Raw genomic sequence first — 19,887 nt, 5'->3', positions numbered from 1 at the left:
AGTATGTGATTCCAAAAAATGCCTCTGCGAATTTGTTGCTGGGTTTAATGCCTGTTGAGGGGAATAAATGATAAACTCACGCCCACTAAGATCAAGCGAAGATCTGATAAAGCACAACAGGTGTAATTAGGTATATCCAAATGAGCACAACATTTTTAACTGATTCGACAGCAAACGCCACCCCTTTAACGCTTGATAGCGCATTATCTGCGCAAGTTCAGGTGTTAGGCGACGCACTAAGGGAAAAAGGTTGGACTGTATCAAGCGCTGAGTCGTGTACAGGCGGAGGAGTCGCTTTTGCTTTTACCAGTGTGGCTGGCAGTTCTGATTGGTTTAACCAATCCTGGGTGACGTACTCAAACGACGCAAAGCAAAGCATACTGGGCGTAACAGAGCAGACGCTAAAAGAGTACGGCGCGGTGTCGAAGCAAACGGTAATTGAAATGGCAGACGGCGTGCGCCGTAATAGCGGAGCGCAACTTGTTGTAACGGTTAGTGGCATTGCCGGTCCTGGCGGTGGTAGCAAAGAAAAACCAGTGGGCACGGTATGGTTCGGCTTTTTATGTGGAGAACACGAAGCGCAAGTTAAACAGGTGTTTAGCGGCAATCGCGACGAAGTACGTCAACACGCTATTAGCTTTGCGATTACTCACTTAGTTAAAATGTTGAGTGAAAATTAAAAACACTGGTTGAAACTGTATGCTTGTACAGTATAGAATGTGATCATTATTTGGTAATTTCATACAAGATATGGAAAACACCAATACAGAATTTAACCGCAAATCCTAGAGGATACATACGTGGACGATAACAAATCAAAAGCTTTAACCGCCGCAGTTGGCCAAATTGAAAAGCAATTTGGTAAAGGCGCAATCATGCGCTTAGGCGATAACCAAGCCATGGATATTGAAGCGATTTCTACTGGCTCTCTTACCATTGATATCGCTCTAGGTATAGGCGGTTTGCCATGTGGACGTGTTGTTGAAATCTACGGGCCAGAATCATCAGGTAAAACCACGCTAACACTTCAAGTTATTGCTGAAGCGCAGCGCAAGGGTAAAACCTGTGCTTTCGTTGATGCTGAACACGCACTAGACCCGGTATATGCTGAAAAACTAGGCGTAAACATCGACGAACTATTGGTATCTCAGCCTGATACTGGTGAGCAAGCGCTAGAAATTTGCGACATGCTTGTACGTTCAGGTGCGGTAGATGTTGTTATTGTTGACTCGGTAGCGGCGCTTACACCTAAAGCTGAAATTGAAGGTGACATGGGTGATTCTCACGTTGGTCTTCAGGCGCGCCTAATGTCGCAAGCGTTGCGTAAGCTAACTGCAAACATCAAGCGTTCAAATACACTGTGTATCTTCATTAACCAAATTCGTATGAAGATTGGTGTTATGTTTGGTAACCCAGAAACTACAACCGGTGGTAACGCGCTTAAGTTCTACTCTTCTGTTCGTCTAGACATTCGCCGTATTGGTGCAGTGAAAGAAGGCGACGAGGTAGTGGGTAACGAAACTCGCGTTAAGGTAGTGAAGAACAAAGTTGCACCTCCGTTTAAGCAAGCTGAATTTATGATCCGCTACGGCGAAGGTATCAGCAAAGAAGCTGAGCTTATCGACCTTGGTGTTAAGCAAAAGCTAGTTGATAAAGCGGGGGCTTGGTATAGCTACAAGGGCGACCGCATTGGTCAAGGTAAAGCGAACGTAATGAAGTTCTTGAAAGAGAACCCTGAGATCGCAAACGAGATTGAAACTAAGATCCGCCAAGAACTTTTGCTTTCTAAAACAATGAAAGCAGAGGAAGCGGTACCTCAGCAAGAAGACGATGTGCTTCCTGAGTAAAATTAGCGCTTAACCGCATATTAAGAACCCACCGCTAGGTGGGTTTTTTTATGGCTTCATCAAAGGGTATATTAAGAAATATTTACTAACACTTAATGCAAGGCTGAAACTTGTACAACAAATAAAAACAAGGAATGCTGTAATAAATATTTGTAAGTTCAGACTACTAGGGTGCAATGGCCATTACTGCCAAAGCTGGTTAGTACGCTAAAACAACTTTAAACAAATAGAACGGCATAATTTGCGGCTACAGCAAAGCAAGCCTACAACAATAATGAACGGTGCTACTGTTCACACGTGAGAAGAGGGAAGGGAAATGATTGAAATATCAGGCCTTGCTAAGCGTTTTGAGGTGGAGAACCCAAAAAAGCTTAGCGAACAGGAAAAAAAGGACCCGCGATTAAAAGGGCGCTATTTCCAGTCGGTAAGGGATGTGTCGTTTACTTGCGAAAAAGGACAGGTACTTGGGCTGTTAGGGCCAAATGGAGCTGGCAAAACAACTACACTTCGCATGCTTTCTACAGCACTAAAGCCTGATAGCGGAAAAGTTATCATTGGTGGTGAGGATGTGCTTTCTAACCCTAATATTGCCCGTAAAAAAATTGGCTTTTTATCTAGCTCAACGGGCCTTTATGGTCGTTTGAGTGGCCGAGAGAATATTAGCTACTTCGGTGAGTTGCACGGTATTCCAAAAAATGTGATTAACGCGCGTATTGAAGAGTTGGCTGATTTACTCGACATGCAAACCTTCCTTGATAGGCGTGCCGAGAATTTCTCATCGGGGATGAAGCAAAAAGTTTCTATTGCTCGCGCCGTTATACACGAGCCTGAACTAGTGGTGCTTGATGAACCCACAACCGGCCTTGATATTATGGCAACGAGTACCGTGATGGAATTTATTCAGCGCCTTAAAGATAAAGGTACCCCGGTTATTTTCTCTACTCACCACCTTGATGAGGTGCAAACCCTTTGCGACAAGGTGACCGTGATTAACCAAGGTGAAACGGTATTTAACGATTCGCTAGCCGCCTTTAGCGCTTTGTCTGGTAATGACGGGGCTGGCGGGCAAATGCATAAGAGCTTCCTAAAAACACTATCAATGGATTCTGAGGAGATGGGTAATGTGGTTAATCTTTAAAAAGGAATTCAAAGAACTATTACGGGATAAGAAAACCATCATATTCATGATTGGTTTACCGCTTTTATTATTCCCAGCGATTTTTGGTGTCGCGTTCTTTTTCATGAGTTCAGCGGCGGATAAAGCGGAAAATAAAATACTGAAATACGCGATAGTTGGTGAAGCTTACGCGCCAGCAATTGTACAGTCTTTTAACGACGCATCAGATAAATTCGAACCGGTTGCGATTGGCGATGAGACTGACTACGCCAAACTCATCAAAAACGAAACGTTGGATTTTGTTTTGGTTATTCCAGAAACCTTTGATAGCGATGTTTTGCGTTCAGGTCAGCATAAGATTGAGCTTTATCTCAACGATGCTGGTCTAAATAAGGTGATGGGGCGCGTATCCGACATCATTGATGAATATACCGATGCATTCCAACAAACCGCTTTTGCGCAGCTTAATCTAGATGAAACTCAGCAAGAGGCCTTGCTAAAGCCAATCAAGATAGAAAAGCAAAATGTCGCCGACGATCGCGAAGTGTGGGGTGAACGCTTAGGCGGTATGCTGCCATATTTCATCTTCATCTTGTGCCTTCAAGGCGCTATGGCCCCAGCGGCTGACTTAGGCGCCGGTGAGAAAGAGCGGGGTACATTAGAAACACTACTTATATCGCCGATGGACCGTCATAAGCTGGTACTGGGTAAATTCTTTACTATCGCTACTGCGGGGATAATTACTGCGCTTATTACCGTTTCTTCCATGGCTATATGGGGACTGGTGTTATCGCAAGGCATGGCCGTTGAGTTTGTGGTTAAGATCATGTCGATGATTGGTCTTGTGGACTTCCTGCTGATCTTTCTAATGTTGGTGCCAGTGGTGGCAGTTTTCGCCGCTATTCTACTATCACTTTCAATTTATGCTCGCTCGTTTAAAGAGGCGCAAAGCTACATGGGGTCACTTATTATGGTGGTTATTTTCCCTGTAATTATAGCCATGATGCCTGGTGTAGAGCTTAAAGGCGGCTGGGTTTGGGTACCGCTGACTAACGTTGCCCTAGCGATGAAAGAGCTGTTCAAAGGTACCATGGACTACTTTGCACTCTTTGGCATATTTACGTCTACCGCAGTGATTGCAACCGGACTGATTTTCTTCTGTATCCATTGGTTTAACAAGGAAAAGGTCCTGTTTAGATAACAAAACTGCTTACCTAGCACCATGTGGATGTTTAGCATCTTTGTAATAAGCCTGCTAAAAGCGGGCTTATTCTTTGTGGCATCAAGGTTTTTTACAAGGTGGACAATTCAACACTCGAAGTGCAGGTTCAATACGCTTTAGTTTTGTGTTTACTACACCTCAAAGTCGATACGCTTGATAATTCCCTCCCAACCAGGAGGGATTTTTCCTTGAAGGACATAAGAATAGGCCAGCAACTCGGCAATTACATAATACAGCGATTCAGGGATATCTTGCCCCACATCAAGGGTAGCAAGGACTTCGCTTAAGTATGGGTCTTCGTGAATTAATATCCCGGTTTCTTCAGCCATGGCTATGATGGCTTCCGCCAAATCTCCGTAGCCTTTTGCTACCACTTTAGGTGCGTTTTTCTTATCGCCGCCGTCATATTTTAGGCCGATGGCGCGTTTTGTCTTTTGCGAATCAGTCATAAACGCTTTACCTAAACCCTAGTTTCAAAGATTTGATGAGGGCGCGAATTTAATGTGTCCGGAATGTGGCCTCGCTGGTAGCTGGTGTTTTCAACAACCAGGCCGAGCAAAGTAAGACGTTTATGTAAATAGGGTAGGGTGTCTCCGATACGTTTAAGTACCTCATCGCTTGAAGCGTACAAATCTAAAGTAATGGTGCTTTTATCAATTTTAGATTTTGCCAACACTTGTCCGCTGTCACCAATATCCAGTTTCATCGTGATATTCCAAAGAGAACGTTGGCCTGCTTGTGCGTGCTTATTGTTCTGGCCACCCAGCTCTCGTTTTATCAAGAGTTCTGGTGGACTTTGATGTTGTGAAAGTGATGGCAATATATAATAGAAACTATCTTGCCCTTGAATACGGCTATCTACATTAGCAATTTTGTTTTGCTGGTGGCTACTTAGCAGCGTTTTAAGTTGAGAAAGCAGCTGTTGTCTGCCGTCTAACTGGTTCATGTCTTGGCTAACGCGACTTGGTTGAGTCGTTACCCCCATATTCGCTAACGTTTTTGAAACGATAGAGTCAGGCGCATCTATTTGCGTTTTTAAGCCAGGCTGACGCTGCATGGCACGCCCCGCTAGTGCTAATTGAACTAAGGCGACCAGCCCTTGAACGAAGCTGGAAGCGTTTACGGGTGAGGATAAGTTTATTGGTGTGGTAACCAGCGCCTGTGAGGATATAAGCTGCTGCAAGCGTTGCGACAATCCTTGCTCGTTCATATCGGGCGTTAGTTTTTTCGCGCCGTTTTTTAAATCGCCGACAGCGCCTACGTTCTCGCCAGCTACGCTCTCGTTTGATTTTGAACCCGCTATAGTGACGTGACTATCTGAAACCACTGGTGGTATCTCTGCGCCTTTACCTTGTGTAGCCGCAAGTTGAGCAGCGATGTTGCTCAGTAAGCTATTTGATAAGCCTTTTGCCTGTGAGCTTAACGCTTGTGCGATAGAGGCAAGTGATACAAGAGAAGATTTACTCCCACCGTCTTTTCCTTGCATGCCATTATTCTCTGCTGAGGCGGTTTCTTTCCCTTCCGTCAATATAGCTTTTGCCGTTGCTAGCAGTTGTTCACTGGAAGGCTTAGGCGGGCCGATAAACGCTCCATCAGATATTTTGACTTGCGAAGGTTTCGCGTTGAGTGCATCAAGGCCTTTTAGGTGCTGCAAAATTTTATCGAAATGCTGGGCTCCATGTGTTTGAGGAGCGCCGCTACTGGGCGGTAACTTTCCATTCTCAACAATAGCAACGAGTTGGCTTAATGCTTGGCTGGTACTGCCTGTTTGGCTCAGTAATACCCGAGAAAGTGTACTAATTGCGTTGTGTACATCCGTTCCTTTAAGCGATGTGGGAGCCGCTGCCTTTAGGTTTGTAATGGATGAAGAGGCTTCGAGCGAGCTATTCCTCGTGACGGCATCGAGCCCTTTCGCCGTCACTTTTGGTAATTGTGAAAGGTTAAGTTTATTCACCTGCTCCAGATTCAAAGTTGGAGCCGAAAGGGAAGGGGCCTTGTTCTGCGGTAAGCTTATATGTAATAACGCGCTTTGTTGCGCAGTGCGAATTGAGAGTTTGCTACCCGTTAAGGTTAACGCAGAAAGCACTTTTAACGCGTTAGTGTCAGCACCAAAGCCTTTTAACAGCGCGTTAAGTTGTGGCGGGTTGCTTAAGTTGTGCTCTACGGCTACGCCACCTTGCTTTAGTGAATCGGAAATGAGCTTTTGTTGTAAGTTGGTACTTACATCTTTATGGGTGATAGTGGCGAAATTGTGATGGCTGCTTTTCGGACCACCGCTTCCATTGGAAAAATCTTGAGAGATTTGCAGCGCGATTCCACCGTTGCGAGCTCGGCTTAGTCCTATAACGACCTGCTGGCCGACCAGCTTTTGAAGCGCTGCTTTCGCCTTGCTATCCAGCTTTTCAGTGTTTATGTCTGTAAGGGGAACATCCTCGTTTTTAGCCGTGGTAAGAATGAGTTGCCCAAAGTTTTCGCTCTTTGTAGAAATAGAAAGCTGACCCTTAAGCGTAACGGCGGCGTTATTTGCAGCCAGAGCTTGTGCCACAGCTTTCAGTAATCCAGCTTTATCGGGCGCTGACAATGACGCGCCTTGTTGAGACAAACTTGTAGAAAGGAGTATTGCAGACTGAGCGCTTAACTGACTTTGAGAAGCATTTTGAACACTTTTCGTTTCTGGGTTTGAAACCTGGTCTGAAGTTTGGGGCAGAAGAGCAATTTGCGCATTATGAATAGCGTGTTTGGAGAGTTTAGCGCTAACTTCTGCGGGTAAGACAACGTGCAATACTTGGGCGACCGACGGCACTAAATTTGACGATGCATTACTTGATGTCATCGTTATCGATAGCACTCGTTCAGGCAAGCGTTCAACTATCACTTTCGCCGCATTGTCTAAAGCGGTAGCCTGCGAAAGCGCAGCGTTGGCAATCACAGGCGTTGCTCCTCGACTCGATCCTTGAGTAGTGGCATCTGTAGACGATAAAGCGGCCGAGACAGGCGACGTCGGGCCAGTTGTTTGATTTAGAGCGGCTGCCAATAGAGATGATAGTGGTGTTGTCATAATTGAGATATCGGCAATGTCGCGCTTTTCCTTACTTATTTAAGTATAGCAAAGCTCTGTTTGGCAGTTTCGTTATTGACCAGTTGATAAGATGAAGCAAAAGAATTCATCCTTTAGGCGGAGGGATAACACTTACTCACGACGGATGGCTCTTAGGAAAAATACCTTTGTCATTGAAGTAAATCATATTTAATTGGAATTCGCGACTGCGAAAAAGCGTTCATGTGGTAGACTAGCGCCATTTTTTAGAACCTCTTTTTAAGGTTGGAGTAGCCAGGTAGTGTTAGAGGCGCGCGAATTAACCTGCAGCAAACGAGACAGAACCCTTTTTGAAGGGCTTTCACTGGTTGTCGAACCCGGTGAGTTGCTGTATTTACGCGGTCCTAACGGTGCAGGGAAAACCAGCTTGCTGCGCATTTTAACAGGACTGAGTTCACCTGAATCAGGTGCAGTATTGTACAACGGCATGGACATTTCAGCGGACAAGACAGGTTATTACCAAGACCTTTTTTATCTTGGCCATAAAAGCGGAACTAACGGCAGTCTCTCTGCCCTAGATAATCTATCGTTCTGGCTAGCTCAACATAATGTATCGGTGCCTGTTAACACGCTTTTTGATGTATTAGAGAAAGTGGGATTAGTTGGACTTGAAGATGTGCCCGTAAGGTATTTATCGGCCGGTCAACAGCGTCGCGTCGCGCTATCGAGACTGTGGCTAAAGCCAGCAAAGGTGTGGATACTGGACGAACCGTTTACAGCGCTTGATGTGAAAGGGGTTCACATGCTTGAAAAAAGTATGAAAGAGCACGTTGGTCGCGGCGGTCTCATCATTACTACTTCGCATCAACACCTATCAGAAACTGCAGGGGAACACCGTGTATTCGATTTGGAGTACCGCTTTTAATGTCACTTTACCAAGGAATTTTTAAGCGCGACATGCAGGTTGCGTTCAAGCAAAAAGCAGAATTAGTGCAACCTCTGATGTTTTTGCTGATGGTGGTGACCTTATTTCCCTTAGGCGTTAGTCCGTCTCCCGACACCCTTCAACGCATTGGACCAGGGGTAATATGGATTGCGGCAATTTTGTCATCGCTCATGGCGATGGAAAGGCTTTTTCGCGATGACTTTCAAGACGGGTCGCTAGAGCAGTACATGTTATCTGGTATGCCATTACCAGCGGTGAGTGCGGTAAAAGTGGCTGCCCATTGGCTGGTTAGCTTTGTACCATTATTGCTGTTGTCTCCGCTACTAGCCATGTTTTTGAATTTAACGGTCGATATGTATATCGCCCTTGTCTTAACCTTGATATTGGGGACGCCGTTACTTTCCTTAATTGGTGCCATTGCAGTAGGGCTTACCGTTGGATTGCAAAAAGGTGGAGTGCTGTTGGCACTGCTACTAATCCCTGTCTTTATTCCGTTACTGATATTTGCCACGTCGGCTGTGGATTCTGCCGCACTGCAATTACCTTATCATGCGCAACTTGCTATTATTGCCGCCATGCTTTTATTGGCTGCGGCATTGGCACCGTTTGCCATCGCATATTCTTTAAAAGTGAGTCAAAACTAATGTGGAAGTGGTTACATCCCTACGCAAAAACAGAGCGAGCCTATCAGCTTTGTTTAACTTTACAGCCTTGGTTTTGGGTTGGCGCTCTAGCGTGTTTAAGCGTAGGCACCGTGTGGGGGCTGGCCTTTGCGCCTCAAGATTATCAGCAGGGCGATTCATTTAGAATCATCTATATCCACGTACCTAGCGCCATTTTGTCTATGGGCACCTATGTTGCCATGGCGATTGCGGCCTTGGTGGGTATGGTTTGGCAGTGGCGCACCGCTTATATGAGCATGATTGCTATGGCGCCTATCGGCGCAGTAATGACGTTTATTGCTCTGTTCACCGGCGCCGCTTGGGGCAAGCCAATGTGGGGCGCTTGGTGGGTGTGGGATGCACGCCTAACTTCAGAGCTTATTCTGCTTTTCTTGTACATGGGCGTGATTGCGCTTTACGGTGCTTTTGAAGATAAACAGCAGGCGGGTAAAGCCGCAGGCGTAATGGCGCTTGTAGGCGTAGTAAATATCCCCATTATTCACTACTCGGTAGAGTGGTGGAATACGTTGCATCAAGGGGCGACTATCAGTAAATTCGACAACCCTTCAATTGCCCCTGAAATGCTGTGGCCGTTGTTAATTAACCTGCTGGGCTTCGCTTTTTTTATTGGAGCTGTTACCACTGTACGATTACGTAATGAGATTGTGCTTAGAGAAATGCACCGACCTTGGGTACAAGCGCTAGCAATGAATAAAGCATTAAATCAACAACCTGGTGATGCGGCTACTGCTAGTTTAAAAGAGGGCAGTTAAGATGCAGTTTGAATCCTTTGCCGATTTTTTAAATATGGGAGGCTATGCATTTTATGTATGGCTTTCGTTTGGCGTTACGTTCTTAGCAATGGGCATTATCGCTATTCAGAGTTTTAGTAAACATCGCGACCTTTTAAAGCAGGTAGTGGTGGAAAAAGAACGCAAAGCGCGTATTCAAAAAGCGCGACAGCAACAGCAAGACAACACCTAAGTGTTAATGTGAAAAGTGAACTTAGCATTCATTTGCGTTTTTATCGTTTATTAGTTTTTTCGAAGTGAGAGTTGCATGAACCCGAGACGAAAGCAGCGACTAGCCGTAGTGGGAATTATCGGTTTTTTAATAGTAAGTGCAATTGGACTGATGCTTTACGCCCTAAACGACAGTATTGACCTTTTCTATACGCCGAGCGAGATCATTGAAGGTAAAAACGGACAGAAACCGCAGGTTGGCCAGCGTCTTCGTATAGGCGGTATGGTGGTACCTGGTAGTGTGAAAAGGGATCAAGAAAGCTTAGCGGTGAGCTTTGACCTTATCGATACTGGCCCAACGGTGACTGTGACTTACACCGGCATCCTTCCTGATTTATTCCGCGAAGGCCAAGGCATTGTAGCAACGGGTGTACTCACTGGTGCAAGCAGCATTAAAGCGCAGGAAGTGCTAGCGAAGCACGATGAAGAGTACATGCCTCCTGAGCTTGCTGAGAAGATGAAAGGCATTAAGCACGTTAAACCTGAAAATATGCCTTCCTACGGGTCGACTACCGGCAGTGGAGGCAAATAAATAATGGTGCCAGAGATTGGAAATATTGCGCTGACGCTTGCGCTAGTGCTCTCTATATTATTGGCCGTTTATCCGCTATGGGGGGCTCACCGTCAGCACGAAGCGTTAATGGCAACGGCCAAGCCGTTGGCGATTGGCTTATTTACCTTCACGCTTATTGCCTATGTATGCTTAACCTATGCCTTCGTTACCGACGACTTTAGTGTGGCCTATGTTGCACAGCACTCAAATAGTCGACTTCCCATTTATTATAAAATTACCGCTGTGTGGGGCGGCCACGAAGGCTCATTTCTGCTGTGGGTGTTGATGCTTTCCATATGGACAGTAGCAGTGGCGATATTCAGCAAGGGTATTCCTCTTGCTATGGTCGCACGGGTGCTGTCGGTATTGGGAATGGTGGGCATCGGTTTTTACTTATTCATGCTGCTTACCTCAAACCCGTTTAACAGCATGCTGCCATTTTTCCCGGTCGATGGGCGAGATCTTAATCCGCTGCTGCAAGATTTTGGCATGATCATTCACCCGCCTATGCTTTACATGGGTTATGTTGGCTTTTCTGTCGCGTTTGCTTTTGCAATTTCAGCACTAATTTCAGGGCAGCTAGACTCAACCTGGGCACGCTGGTCAAGGCCTTGGGTCATTTCTGCCTGGGCTTTTCTTACCGTGGGTATTGCGCTAGGTAGCTGGTGGGCGTATTACGAACTTGGCTGGGGTGGCTGGTGGTTCTGGGATCCAGTTGAGAACGCCTCTTTCATGCCTTGGCTGGTCGGTACTGCGCTAATGCACTCGCTAGCCGTAACCGAAAAGCGAAAGGCGTTTAAGTCGTGGACCGTACTGCTTGCTATTGCCGCATTTAGTTTGAGTTTACTTGGCACCTTCTTAGTACGTTCTGGAGTGATTGTTTCGGTACACTCGTTTGCAAGCGATCCAACCCGAGGCTTATTTATACTGGGAATATTGATTGTACTTAGTGGCTTTGGCTTGCTGCTTTACGCTATGCGTGCTGCTTCACTTAAAAGCCCTGGCCGCTATCAAGCGTTTTCCCGTGAAGTGTTGTTAATGGGTAACAATGTATTTTTGTGCGCAGCAACACTGGTTGTATTGTTGGGTACACTACTGCCTCTTGTACATAAAGAGTTAGGTCTAGGCAGTATTTCGGTAGGCGCTCCGTTCTTCAATCAAATGTTCACGTTATTGATTGTGCCATTCGTACTAATGCTCGGTCTTGGCCCGCTTACGCGCTGGAAACAGCAAAAAGCCAGTGAATTACAAAAACAGCTATTAATCGCTGGCGGTATTGCGCTAAGTGCCGGTGTACTAGTTAACTTTGCCTATGATGAACCAACCTATATGGGCGTTTTAGGCATGATATTAGTATTTTGGATCCTCGTTACTACGGTGCAAGAGGTGATGCAGCGCTTATCGGCTATGCCATCAGGTAACAATGATAATGCATCGGTGCTAGTTAAACTTCGCAAGCTTACGCCAAGTCACTGGGGAATGGTGCTGGGCCATGTGGGTTTTGCTATCTGCATTATCGGTATTACCCTTGTTTCAAACTACGAAATGGAGCGGGATGTTCGCATGGACATTGGCGATACCGTTTCTCTTGGCGGTTATGACTTTAGCTTTAGGGATGTCGTAAAAGTTCAAGGTCCGAACTTTGAGGCGGACAAAGGCGTGTTCGACGTTTATCAAGACGGTGAATTGATCGCGCATCTAGAGCCAGAAAAGCGTTTGTATATCGTACAGCGTATGCCGATGACTGAAGCCGCTATTCACTCAAATCTCGCAAGGGATTTGTTTATCGCTATGGGCGAGCCCTTAGACAATGGCGCATGGGCCATCCGTATTTACATTAAACCGTTTGTTATCTGGCTATGGGCGGGTGCAGTGGTTATGGCTATAGGCGGTATCTTTTCTATTAGCGACAAACGTTACCGCATGGCTAAGGTTAAGAAGATAAAACGTGTATTTGGTGGGAAAAGTGAGAACGACGCAGAGCAATCTCATGGTCAAGTATCCACTCCATCAAATGCGTCAGTGAAAGGAGGCGCATAATGAAAAAAGCACCACTCGTTGCTATTCCGTTAGTGTTGTTCTCTTTGCTGGTCATTTTCCTGTTTAAAGGGCTTTTTTCTGACCCCAGAGAGTTAGATTCTCAGGTTCAAGATAAGACGTTACCTGCATTCTCACTGCCAGACCTGATGCAGCCAGACATTTCCTATACGCCTGAAGATTTAAAGGGCAAGGTAACCATATTAAATGTATGGGGTGTATGGTGCGTGACCTGCGCTGTTGAGATGCCGTACCTTACTCAGTTAAAGAACGAACAAAACGTTCACATTGTAGGTTTGTATTTTGATCAGGACTTAGACCCAGACTTTGGAACGAAAACACTGAGCCGTGTTCAGCAAGAAGTTACCGACATGCTCAGCCGTTACGGTAACCCTTACGCGTATAATATTTTTGATGTCTATCGCGATACGTCGCTCGACCTTGGCGTAACAGGAGCGCCAGAACACTTTGTTATCGACGCTGAAGGCATTATTCGTATGCACCACATAGGCGATATTAACGAGCGTGTTTGGAACTCCAAAGTTGGCCCGCTATATAACCAGTTGGTGGCAGAAGCATCTGGCAAAACAGGCAATGGCAAAAAGGTAGATTTAGATGCAGTTATGGCCTCAGAGCCTACATTGTCGAACACGCTTAAGGAAAAGAATAATCAGAGCTCCGCAAGTGCACAGGGAGGGGAATGATTATGTTATCGGACACTTCCTCCCACAGTCTCGCGTCCTTTAAAGCTATTGCGCTAAGCGTTTTTACGCTGTTGTTTGTGCTTAGCGCTTTTTCAGTAAGTGCGGCTGAAGATAAGTTTTCTTTCGACACGCCTGCTCAGCGTGAAAGCTTTTTAAAGCTTACCGCAGAATTACGATGTCCTATGTGTCAAAACCAGAATATTGCTGATAGCGACGCCATGATTGCCCATGACATGCGCCGAAAAGTGTACGCGTTACTAAAGCAAGGCAAAACAGAGCAAGAAGTGATTGATTTTATGAAGTCACGCTATGGCGATTTTGTGCATTATCAACCGCCAGTTACAGCTGCGACCTTGTGGCTTTGGGCTGGCCCTGTTTTGTTTATTTTTATTGCCCTAATTGTGGTGATTCGCCGCAAATCGGTAACACCACCAGAAGATATGGCCGCTAAGTTAGCTAAAGCAGATGAAATGTTGGAGCGAGAGAAAGAATGAGTTGGTCTGAGTTTTATATTATTGTTTCAGGCTTAATTACGCTTGTTCTATTAATTGTCGCTTTCCCATGGCTGCGTAATAAAAATCACGCAAAACAAGATAGTTTAAGCAATACGCAAATTGTTAAGCAGCGTCTTGCTGAACTTGATCGTGAAGTGCAAGAAGGGCTCATTAGTGAGCATGATAAACGACAAGCCGTTGACGAACTAAAACTAGCGCTGGTAGATGAAAGCGCATTTCAATCTCATAAAACGGGTAATGCAAAACTTCCGCTCGCGATTGGCGCCGTGCTTTCGATAGCCTGCGGAGTGATTGTATATGCGCAGGTAAATCAAATGGGTCGTGTTGCCCAGGCAAGCCAAGCCATTGAAGCGCTGCCCCAGTTGAGTCAACAGCTTGCTAGCGGTAATGCGAATAACCTGACTCAACAAGACATTGCTAGCCTTGCTCTTGCTATACGCCAGCGTTTGAGAGAAGAGCCCGAAGACGACACAGGATGGATGTATTTTGGCAGATTGATGCTGAGTATTGGCCAAGAAGTACAGGCCATTGAAGCTATTGATAAAGCGGTGAGTTTGGCGCCATCTAACTCTGCTAATCGCATTACGCTTGCTCAAGCTTTGATGACCACAGGGGATGTAAACAACCTGGAACGAGCGCAATCTATCTTATTAGGCTTGCTTAACGACAATCCAGCGAATGATAACCTTGCGCTGATGATGGCGGTGGTCTCTGCTCAACTTGGCGACCTTGAAAATACTCAGCGTTTTTATAAGCAAGTTGAAGGTAAGTTACCAGCTGATAGCGATATGGCGCAACGTTTAGTGGCGCGTATAAAAGAGCTACAAGGGAATACCAGTGAAATGGCAGCGCTACAAAATACAGGTGCTGAAATTACTGATACACCAACAGCGCAAAATGCCAGTAGCGAAGCGAAAAATGCTAGTAGCGAAGCTCAAAGTTATAGCAGCGAAGCGCAAACCGGCTTTAATATTACGGTGAATTTATCTGACGACGCTAATATAAAAGCGCCTAAAGACGGTTTCTTGATAGTGTTCGCTCAAGATGCGAACTCTGACAACAAAATGCCTGCTGCTGTGGTTAAACTGCCGATAGAAGACTTCCCTGTTTCCGTTACTCTAACCACAGAGAACGCAATGATGCCACAATTCACGCTAGCAACACTTTCTGATGTGGTGGTTACCGCAAGACTATCTAAAGATGGTAATGTGGCAGTTTCAAAAGGCGAATGGCAAGGCAGTGTGAGCGCAAGCGTTACTGCCAACGAAACATCTTCACTAAGCGTTATTATTGATAAGGAATTATAAGTATGGAACTGTCTAAATCACTCGCAACCGGGTTGATTATTGCTGCAAGTCTTTTAGGTGGCTGTGCGAGTAACCATACGCAAGATCAGGCTCAAGCGTATTCTCAAGACACTGGGTCGAACCAGGCTGTAGTGGATACTTCAGACCCCCGTGACCCGTTCGAGCCAGTTAACCGTGAAATCTGGGATTTTAACTGGGATGTGTTGGATGCCTACATCTTACGCCCAATAACCGTTACCTACGTGACTGTGATGCCTCAGCCTGCGCGAACTGGTTTGGTGAACATCACGGACAACCTACAAGAGCCTGCGAACTTTTTGAATAATATGTTTCAAGGCAAAGTTGATGATGGCTTAGATAGCTTGGCTCGTTTTTTAATTAACACCACGGTAGGGTTAGTTGGCACGTTTGACGTTGCGTCAAAAATTGGCATTGAGCGTAAACGCGAGCAGTTTGGTGAAACTCTGGCTGTGTGGGGATTAGATACTGGGCCTTTCTTAATGCTGCCCTTTTTAGGCCCAAGCGATCCGCGAAGCTTCACAGGGGATTATGTTGACGGTTTTGCGTTTCCAATGTCGTTACTTGAAGGGTCTGTAAACTTAGCGCGTATTGGCATTTCGGTACTTGAAACACGAGCTCAATTACTTGATCAAGAGGCGCAGCTTGAGCAGTCTGTTGATGACTATGCTTTTGTGAAAAATGCTTACTTTGAAAACTTGGAGTTTCGCGTTACCGACGGTAAAAGCGGCGATAAAGCCATTGATGATGAGCAGCTAGATGACTTTGCTGATTTTGAAGCAATGTTGGAAGGCAATGATTTTGATAGCTATGAAGAAACGTCGGAAGAAGGTGTTGATGAGTCGACAGATTCAGAAGATTCGTCAGTTGATGACAGTGAGAAAGCTAAGCTAAAAGAAAAAGACGCCAAGTCGAAAGACGGCAAATAGAGCAAGAGTAATAAATAAAACGATGTTGGATAAAGTTCGGGGGCAGGGTTTAGTTATTGTTATCTAACCTCAACTTCAACGTCACTCTAGCTATAAATGCCCGCACAAAAAAAGCCATGCTCAACAGCATGGCTTTTTAGTTCTAGGTATGTGAACAAGCCTATTGGCAGCGTTCAAACGACAAGCTAATCCTTTGGATAGCCCATCGGGTTTTGTGACTGCCAGTTCCATGTGTCGGCACACATGTCTTCCAAGCCTTTTTCTGCATGCCAGTTAAGCTCTGTAGCAGCTTTTGTTGGGTCGGCATAACAGGCTGCCACATCGCCGCTTCTACGCGGTGCAATCTTATAGGATACGGTTTTACCCGAGCCTTTTTCGAAAGCTTTGATCATTTCGATGACTGAATAACCCTGACCTGTACCCAGATTGTATTTGTCTAAGCCCATGTTAAGGTTTAAACGATCAAGTGCTTTCAAGTGACCATTGGCAAGGTCAACAACATGGATATAGTCGCGAACGCCTGTGCCATCAACGGTATCGTAGTCGTCACCGAACACGCTTAGCTGCTCTAGCTTACCGGTAGCAACCTGAGAGATATAAGGCATTAAGTTGTTCGGAATACCGTTGGGATCTTCACCGATCTGGCCAGATTCGTGTGCGCCAACTGGATTGAAGTAGCGAAGCAATACAATGTTCCACTCGTTGTCCGATACGTAAAGATCGCTAAGCATATGCTCAACCATAAGCTTCGACATACCGTAAGGGTTTGTCGGGTGGCCTGTGGCCATATCTTCACGTAGCGGTAGCGATGCTGGATCGCCGTAAACCGTTGCAGATGAGCTAAACACAATATTCTTTACATTGTGCTTCTGCATAGCTTTACATAGCGTTAGCGTGCCGTACACGTTGTTTTCATAGTATGAAAGTGGCTTTTGCACAGACTCGCCGACGGCTTTTAAACCGGCAAAGTGAATAACGGCATAAATGTTATGCTCGCTGAATATGTCATCTAACACGGCGGTATCGCGAATGTCACCTTGAACAAAAGTAACCGACTTGCCTGTTAACGCTTCTACGCGACGAAGTGATTCAGCACTTGCGTTTGCAAGGTTATCCAGCACTACAACACCGTAGTTTTGTTCAAGTAACTGTAAAACTGTGTGACTACCTATATAGCCTGCACCACCAGTGACTAAGATGGTCTTCATGCATTCTCCTTGCTAGACGGTTGCGCAATGTATTTAGCGCAGATGGAATATTGAATAGGTTTTACAACCAATGGATAAATTAAAAATACCACAAAAGCCCACAGTAACGAGGTCCAATTTGACGCGGTTTGAAGAATAAATGCGAATACGGGGACAATGACGAGTAACTTTAGCACATTCAGTAAAGTCTTCTCAGGGACAGATAGCCGCTTTGCGGCCTGATCAAGCAACTTAACGCGCTCTGTCAGTGGAAGACCTTTTAAGGCAGGAATGTCTCTGGTAGAAAAATAAAACTTCATAGGTTTATGCAAATGCCCTTAATAAAAAACCGCCGGAACGTTACGTTGCGGCGGTTATTGTAGGGTAATTGGTCAGCACTTAAAACATGCTAACAATAAATTACGCTTTTTGTTCAATACCTGCTTTTTCCCAGAAACGAGATTTAAAGCTCATTAAACCAATCACGATGGCAATGGCGATGCTAAATAGGGCAATCTGAAGATACAGGTCTGGCATTTGCTCTACGTTTTCTGGGTCGAAGTTACCTGAAAGTAAGCCAGCAATGATGTTACCAATAGAGTAAGTCAGTACGAATACCCCCATCATTTGCCCTGCGAAACGCTTAGGCGATAGCTTACTTACTGCACTTAGTGCAACAGGGCTTAGGCACAGCTCACCAACAGTGTGTAAGAAGTAGGTAGTAACAAGCCACATAGGCGCAACTTTAAGGCCTTGTGCAGCATATTGAGACGCCATAAACATTACCAAGAAGCCCGACGCCATAATAACGATACCTACGGCACACTTAATCGTGTACGACGGGTCAATCATTCTTTTAGCAAGGTTAATCCAAAGGGCAGCGAAGAAAGGCGACAGGATGATTATAAATAGCGAGTTTGAAAGCTGGAACCATACTGTTGGGATAGCGTCCATCCCGAACCAAGATGTAAGTAGCGAGCCGCTTTCAAGTACGCGGTCGGTATAGTTCTGTGCGAATAGGTTGAGTGAAGAGCCAGCCTGTTCGAAACCAGACCAGAAACATGCTGAAGCGACACACACTAAAAACAGCGCCCACATGCGCTTCTTCTCGTTGTCGCTTAGCTGGCCTTTGAAATAAATGAACCCGAAGTAAAGGAAGAAGATTGCGGTAAATACGATGGCAACTTGTTGAGCAAGGGCAACTGGCTCAATAACGATAGTGCCCATGTGTGCAAGCACAATTACCACAACAGCAAGTGCAATCACTGCCCATACGCCCATCCATGCGCGCTGTTTAGCCGCACCTTGATATGGGTTTGCAGGAGCAACAGAATCAGCCGATAACGAACGGTTGCTGAAGTAATATTGAATTAGGCCGATTGCCATACCGATGGCAGCTGCACCAAATGCATAGTGCCAGCCCCAGTTTTCCTGTAAATAACCGGTAACTAGGTAGGCGATGAGTGAACCGATGTTTATGCCCATGTAATATAGCGCATAACCACTGTCACGACGGCCGTCGTCGTCGCCATATTGCTGGCCAACCATCGCAGAAATATTAGGTTTTAGTAAGCCAGTACCCGAAGCAACAAGGATAAGGCCCACGAAGAAAAGGTTTTGCAAGTCTATGGCGAGTACCACGTGGCCTGCGAAGATGATAATACCGCCATACCATACGGCGTTCTTACCACCAATTAAGCGGTCCGCTAACCAGCCGCCCGGTAAACCTAGGAAATATACCGCACCTGTGTATAGGCCGTAGATAGCGCCAGCGGTTGCAACAGTAAAGCCCAAACCCTGCGTTTGTAAGCTCGCGGTCATGAAAAGAACGAGTAGCGCGCGCATTCCGTAATAACTCATGCGCTCCCACATTTCTGTAAAGAATAGCGTTCTTAGGCCCCCTGGATGGCCGAAAAAGCTAGTATCGTTAGATGGTTTCATAATTATATTTTAATTCCATATTGCTTATGGTTGTTATTGTAGAGCACTTATAGGATAGGCTCTTTGATAGTAGTCCGTAAGGCGGATAGCTTCTTATACTAGAGCTTGCTTAAAGACACAAGATTTGGGCGACAAACTTCATCAAAGCGGTGTCAATCGGCTAAGTCTTGTACGACTTAGCCGATTGAAGAGTTGGCTTGCTAAACAGATGGAGGCACTAAAGCTCGCGGATAGTAGCTACTACAATTCGTACTATTCCGTAAATAAGCAGCAATGACACACCAAAAAGAACAAGGTTATAGATAACCGTGGGGTAAGCATTATCATCTGGAAGGGTAGGTGATTCTACAGTTACAAAGTGTTGTAGTTTTTGCCAACAGCCTAAAAGTTATCTTAAGCGGCTTCGTAATCTTGATGAAACACCCTTGAGGTATATTAAGTCTAGATGTTGTTTTAAATAAAACGAAATAAGAAATGATGTCAGAGTTGAAAGGGAAGCTGGGTAAAGTCGAGTGAAATGGTACGACTGAATCAATTGCTGTTTAACTAATTCCAAAAAGTAGTGTGAAAAAAAGCGACACTTGATGTGTAGGAAAGGAAGGACAAACCATAAACGCTTTCACTATTATGGTGCATTAGATATTATTTATCCCTAATTTTGTGCTTTTATCGGTGGTTTTGAGCTGTTTTGCCCATTTTCAATACACAGACGCTCTAAAAAGGTAATTGGAACATCGATTGCATTAGTCTTGCGAACAACAGTGAATATATCTCAGCTTAAGGAATAACAAACGGCTGAAAGTCGACTTAGGCGTGTATTTAGGATTTTAAAAAAGGATATTA

Annotated in this window: 19 protein-coding genes; 14 read left to right on the top strand and 5 right to left on the bottom strand. The window is 45.3% G+C overall.

Features of this window, described 5'->3' with window-relative positions; translation table 11 throughout:
* Window positions 1-140: 140 nt before the first annotated feature.
* The 4 genes from ACFI6L_RS12560 (at window position 141) to ACFI6L_RS12545 (ending at window position 4,165) form a co-directional block, all read left to right on the top strand.
* Window positions 141-680, top strand: coding sequence for a CinA family protein (locus ACFI6L_RS12560; protein ID WP_342324690.1), 540 nt, complete (start codon window positions 141-143; stop codon window positions 678-680).
* A 120-nt stretch (window positions 681-800) separates the two neighbouring features.
* Window positions 801-1,847, top strand: a complete 1,047-nt coding sequence (gene recA, locus ACFI6L_RS12555; RefSeq protein WP_014948506.1) for a recombinase RecA — start codon at window positions 801-803, stop codon at window positions 1,845-1,847.
* 316 nt (window positions 1,848-2,163) lie between these two features.
* The gene (locus ACFI6L_RS12550; RefSeq protein ID WP_014978519.1) at window positions 2,164-2,985 is read left to right on the top strand and encodes an ABC transporter ATP-binding protein; all 822 of its coding nucleotides are present in this window, start codon (window positions 2,164-2,166) and stop codon (window positions 2,983-2,985) included.
* Complete coding sequence (locus ACFI6L_RS12545) at window positions 2,969-4,165, top strand: ABC transporter permease (protein ID WP_110288384.1); 1,197 nt, start codon at window positions 2,969-2,971, stop codon at window positions 4,163-4,165. The genes ACFI6L_RS12550 and ACFI6L_RS12545 overlap by 17 nt, the downstream gene beginning before the upstream one ends.
* A 152-nt stretch (window positions 4,166-4,317) precedes the next feature.
* Here ACFI6L_RS12545 and ACFI6L_RS12540 read toward each other — a convergent pair whose 3' ends face one another.
* Both ACFI6L_RS12540 and ACFI6L_RS12535 read right to left on the bottom strand, forming a co-directional pair.
* Window positions 4,318-4,635: an EscU/YscU/HrcU family type III secretion system export apparatus switch protein gene (locus tag ACFI6L_RS12540; RefSeq protein ID WP_014948509.1), complete on the bottom strand. Its 318-nt coding sequence runs from the start codon at window positions 4,633-4,635 to the stop codon at window positions 4,318-4,320.
* Window positions 4,636-4,646: 11 nt separating this feature from the next.
* Window positions 4,647-7,244: a flagellar hook-length control protein FliK gene (locus tag ACFI6L_RS12535; protein ID WP_462574129.1), complete on the bottom strand. Its 2,598-nt coding sequence runs from the start codon at window positions 7,242-7,244 to the stop codon at window positions 4,647-4,649.
* A gap of 280 nt (window positions 7,245-7,524) precedes the next feature.
* On the opposite strand from ACFI6L_RS12535, the gene ccmA reads away from it, so the two are divergent.
* From ccmA to ACFI6L_RS12485, 10 genes are all read left to right on the top strand, one after another.
* A complete protein-coding gene (gene ccmA / locus ACFI6L_RS12530; RefSeq protein ID WP_101563607.1) occupies window positions 7,525-8,148 on the top strand; it encodes a cytochrome c biogenesis heme-transporting ATPase CcmA in 624 nt (207 codons plus the stop codon).
* Window positions 8,148-8,813, top strand: a complete 666-nt coding sequence (gene ccmB, locus ACFI6L_RS12525; protein WP_014948512.1) for a heme exporter protein CcmB — start codon at window positions 8,148-8,150, stop codon at window positions 8,811-8,813. The genes ccmA and ccmB overlap by 1 nt, the downstream gene beginning before the upstream one ends.
* The gene (locus tag ACFI6L_RS12520; RefSeq protein WP_014948513.1) at window positions 8,813-9,604 is read left to right on the top strand and encodes a heme ABC transporter permease; all 792 of its coding nucleotides are present in this window, start codon (window positions 8,813-8,815) and stop codon (window positions 9,602-9,604) included. Before ccmB ends, ACFI6L_RS12520 begins: the two co-directional genes overlap by 1 nt.
* Window position 9,605: 1 nt before the next feature.
* Complete coding sequence (gene ccmD / locus ACFI6L_RS12515; RefSeq protein ID WP_462574127.1) at window positions 9,606-9,815, top strand: heme exporter protein CcmD; 210 nt, start codon at window positions 9,606-9,608, stop codon at window positions 9,813-9,815.
* Between the two features lie 75 nt (window positions 9,816-9,890).
* Window positions 9,891-10,385, top strand: coding sequence for a cytochrome c maturation protein CcmE (ccmE, locus tag ACFI6L_RS12510; RefSeq protein WP_462574126.1), 495 nt, complete (start codon window positions 9,891-9,893; stop codon window positions 10,383-10,385).
* 3 nt (window positions 10,386-10,388) lie between these two features.
* Complete coding sequence (locus ACFI6L_RS12505) at window positions 10,389-12,446, top strand: heme lyase CcmF/NrfE family subunit (protein WP_462574125.1); 2,058 nt, start codon at window positions 10,389-10,391, stop codon at window positions 12,444-12,446.
* Complete coding sequence (locus ACFI6L_RS12500) at window positions 12,446-13,147, top strand: redoxin family protein (protein ID WP_462574124.1); 702 nt, start codon at window positions 12,446-12,448, stop codon at window positions 13,145-13,147. Before ACFI6L_RS12505 ends, ACFI6L_RS12500 begins: the two co-directional genes overlap by 1 nt.
* Complete coding sequence (locus ACFI6L_RS12495) at window positions 13,144-13,641, top strand: cytochrome c-type biogenesis protein (RefSeq protein WP_462574123.1); 498 nt, start codon at window positions 13,144-13,146, stop codon at window positions 13,639-13,641. Before ACFI6L_RS12500 ends, ACFI6L_RS12495 begins: the two co-directional genes overlap by 4 nt.
* Window positions 13,638-14,969 carry a c-type cytochrome biogenesis protein CcmI gene (gene ccmI, locus ACFI6L_RS12490; protein WP_462574122.1) on the top strand — a complete coding sequence of 444 codons (1,332 nt, stop codon included), beginning with the start codon at window positions 13,638-13,640 and terminating at the stop codon, window positions 14,967-14,969. Before ACFI6L_RS12495 ends, ccmI begins: the two co-directional genes overlap by 4 nt.
* Window positions 14,970-14,971: 2 nt before the next feature.
* On the top strand, window positions 14,972-15,916 hold the full coding sequence (locus ACFI6L_RS12485) for an MlaA family lipoprotein (RefSeq protein ID WP_462574121.1): 945 nt from the start codon (window positions 14,972-14,974) through the stop codon (window positions 15,914-15,916).
* 185 nt (window positions 15,917-16,101) lie between these two features.
* On the opposite strand, the gene galE is transcribed toward ACFI6L_RS12485, so the two are convergent.
* The 3 genes from galE to ACFI6L_RS12470 all read right to left on the bottom strand — a co-directional run bounded on the left by galE (window position 16,102) and on the right by ACFI6L_RS12470 (window position 19,044).
* Window positions 16,102-17,124 (bottom strand): UDP-glucose 4-epimerase GalE, encoded by a 1,023-nt coding sequence (gene galE / locus ACFI6L_RS12480; protein WP_014978530.1) that lies wholly within the window; start codon window positions 17,122-17,124, stop codon window positions 16,102-16,104.
* Window positions 17,121-17,423, bottom strand: coding sequence for a DUF6170 family protein (locus tag ACFI6L_RS12475; RefSeq protein ID WP_014975838.1), 303 nt, complete (start codon window positions 17,421-17,423; stop codon window positions 17,121-17,123). The genes galE and ACFI6L_RS12475 overlap by 4 nt, the downstream gene beginning before the upstream one ends.
* 100 nt (window positions 17,424-17,523) lie before the next feature.
* Window positions 17,524-19,044: a peptide MFS transporter gene (locus tag ACFI6L_RS12470; RefSeq protein ID WP_014975839.1), complete on the bottom strand. Its 1,521-nt coding sequence runs from the start codon at window positions 19,042-19,044 to the stop codon at window positions 17,524-17,526.
* Window positions 19,045-19,887 lie beyond the last annotated feature (843 nt).

It is taken from the genome of Alteromonas sp. G4i35, from assembly GCF_054960375.1.
The sequence above is the reverse complement of the archived record's forward strand: the minus strand, read 5'-3'. Positions and strand labels throughout refer to the sequence as shown.

Coding starts and splice junctions, on each gene's coding strand:
- ACFI6L_RS12560 (WP_342324690.1), top strand. CDS start 141: ATGAGCACAACATTTTTAACTGATTCGACAGCAAACGCCACCCCTTTA.
- ACFI6L_RS12550 (WP_014978519.1), top strand. CDS start 2,164: ATGATTGAAATATCAGGCCTTGCTAAGCGTTTTGAGGTGGAGAACCCA.
- ACFI6L_RS12545 (WP_110288384.1), top strand. CDS start 2,969: ATGTGGTTAATCTTTAAAAAGGAATTCAAAGAACTATTACGGGATAAG.
- ACFI6L_RS12540 (WP_014948509.1), bottom strand. CDS start 4,635: ATGACTGATTCGCAAAAGACAAAACGCGCCATCGGCCTAAAATATGAC.
- ACFI6L_RS12535 (WP_462574129.1), bottom strand. CDS start 7,244: ATGACAACACCACTATCATCTCTATTGGCAGCCGCTCTAAATCAAACA.
- ccmB (WP_014948512.1), top strand. CDS start 8,148: ATGTCACTTTACCAAGGAATTTTTAAGCGCGACATGCAGGTTGCGTTC.
- ACFI6L_RS12520 (WP_014948513.1), top strand. CDS start 8,813: ATGTGGAAGTGGTTACATCCCTACGCAAAAACAGAGCGAGCCTATCAG.
- ccmD (WP_462574127.1), top strand. CDS start 9,606: ATGCAGTTTGAATCCTTTGCCGATTTTTTAAATATGGGAGGCTATGCA.
- ccmE (WP_462574126.1), top strand. CDS start 9,891: ATGAACCCGAGACGAAAGCAGCGACTAGCCGTAGTGGGAATTATCGGT.
- ACFI6L_RS12505 (WP_462574125.1), top strand. CDS start 10,389: ATGGTGCCAGAGATTGGAAATATTGCGCTGACGCTTGCGCTAGTGCTC.
- ACFI6L_RS12500 (WP_462574124.1), top strand. CDS start 12,446: ATGAAAAAAGCACCACTCGTTGCTATTCCGTTAGTGTTGTTCTCTTTG.
- ACFI6L_RS12495 (WP_462574123.1), top strand. CDS start 13,144: ATGATTATGTTATCGGACACTTCCTCCCACAGTCTCGCGTCCTTTAAA.
- ccmI (WP_462574122.1), top strand. CDS start 13,638: ATGAGTTGGTCTGAGTTTTATATTATTGTTTCAGGCTTAATTACGCTT.
- ACFI6L_RS12485 (WP_462574121.1), top strand. CDS start 14,972: ATGGAACTGTCTAAATCACTCGCAACCGGGTTGATTATTGCTGCAAGT.
- galE (WP_014978530.1), bottom strand. CDS start 17,124: ATGAAGACCATCTTAGTCACTGGTGGTGCAGGCTATATAGGTAGTCAC.
- ACFI6L_RS12475 (WP_014975838.1), bottom strand. CDS start 17,423: ATGAAGTTTTATTTTTCTACCAGAGACATTCCTGCCTTAAAAGGTCTT.
- ACFI6L_RS12470 (WP_014975839.1), bottom strand. CDS start 19,044: ATGAAACCATCTAACGATACTAGCTTTTTCGGCCATCCAGGGGGCCTA.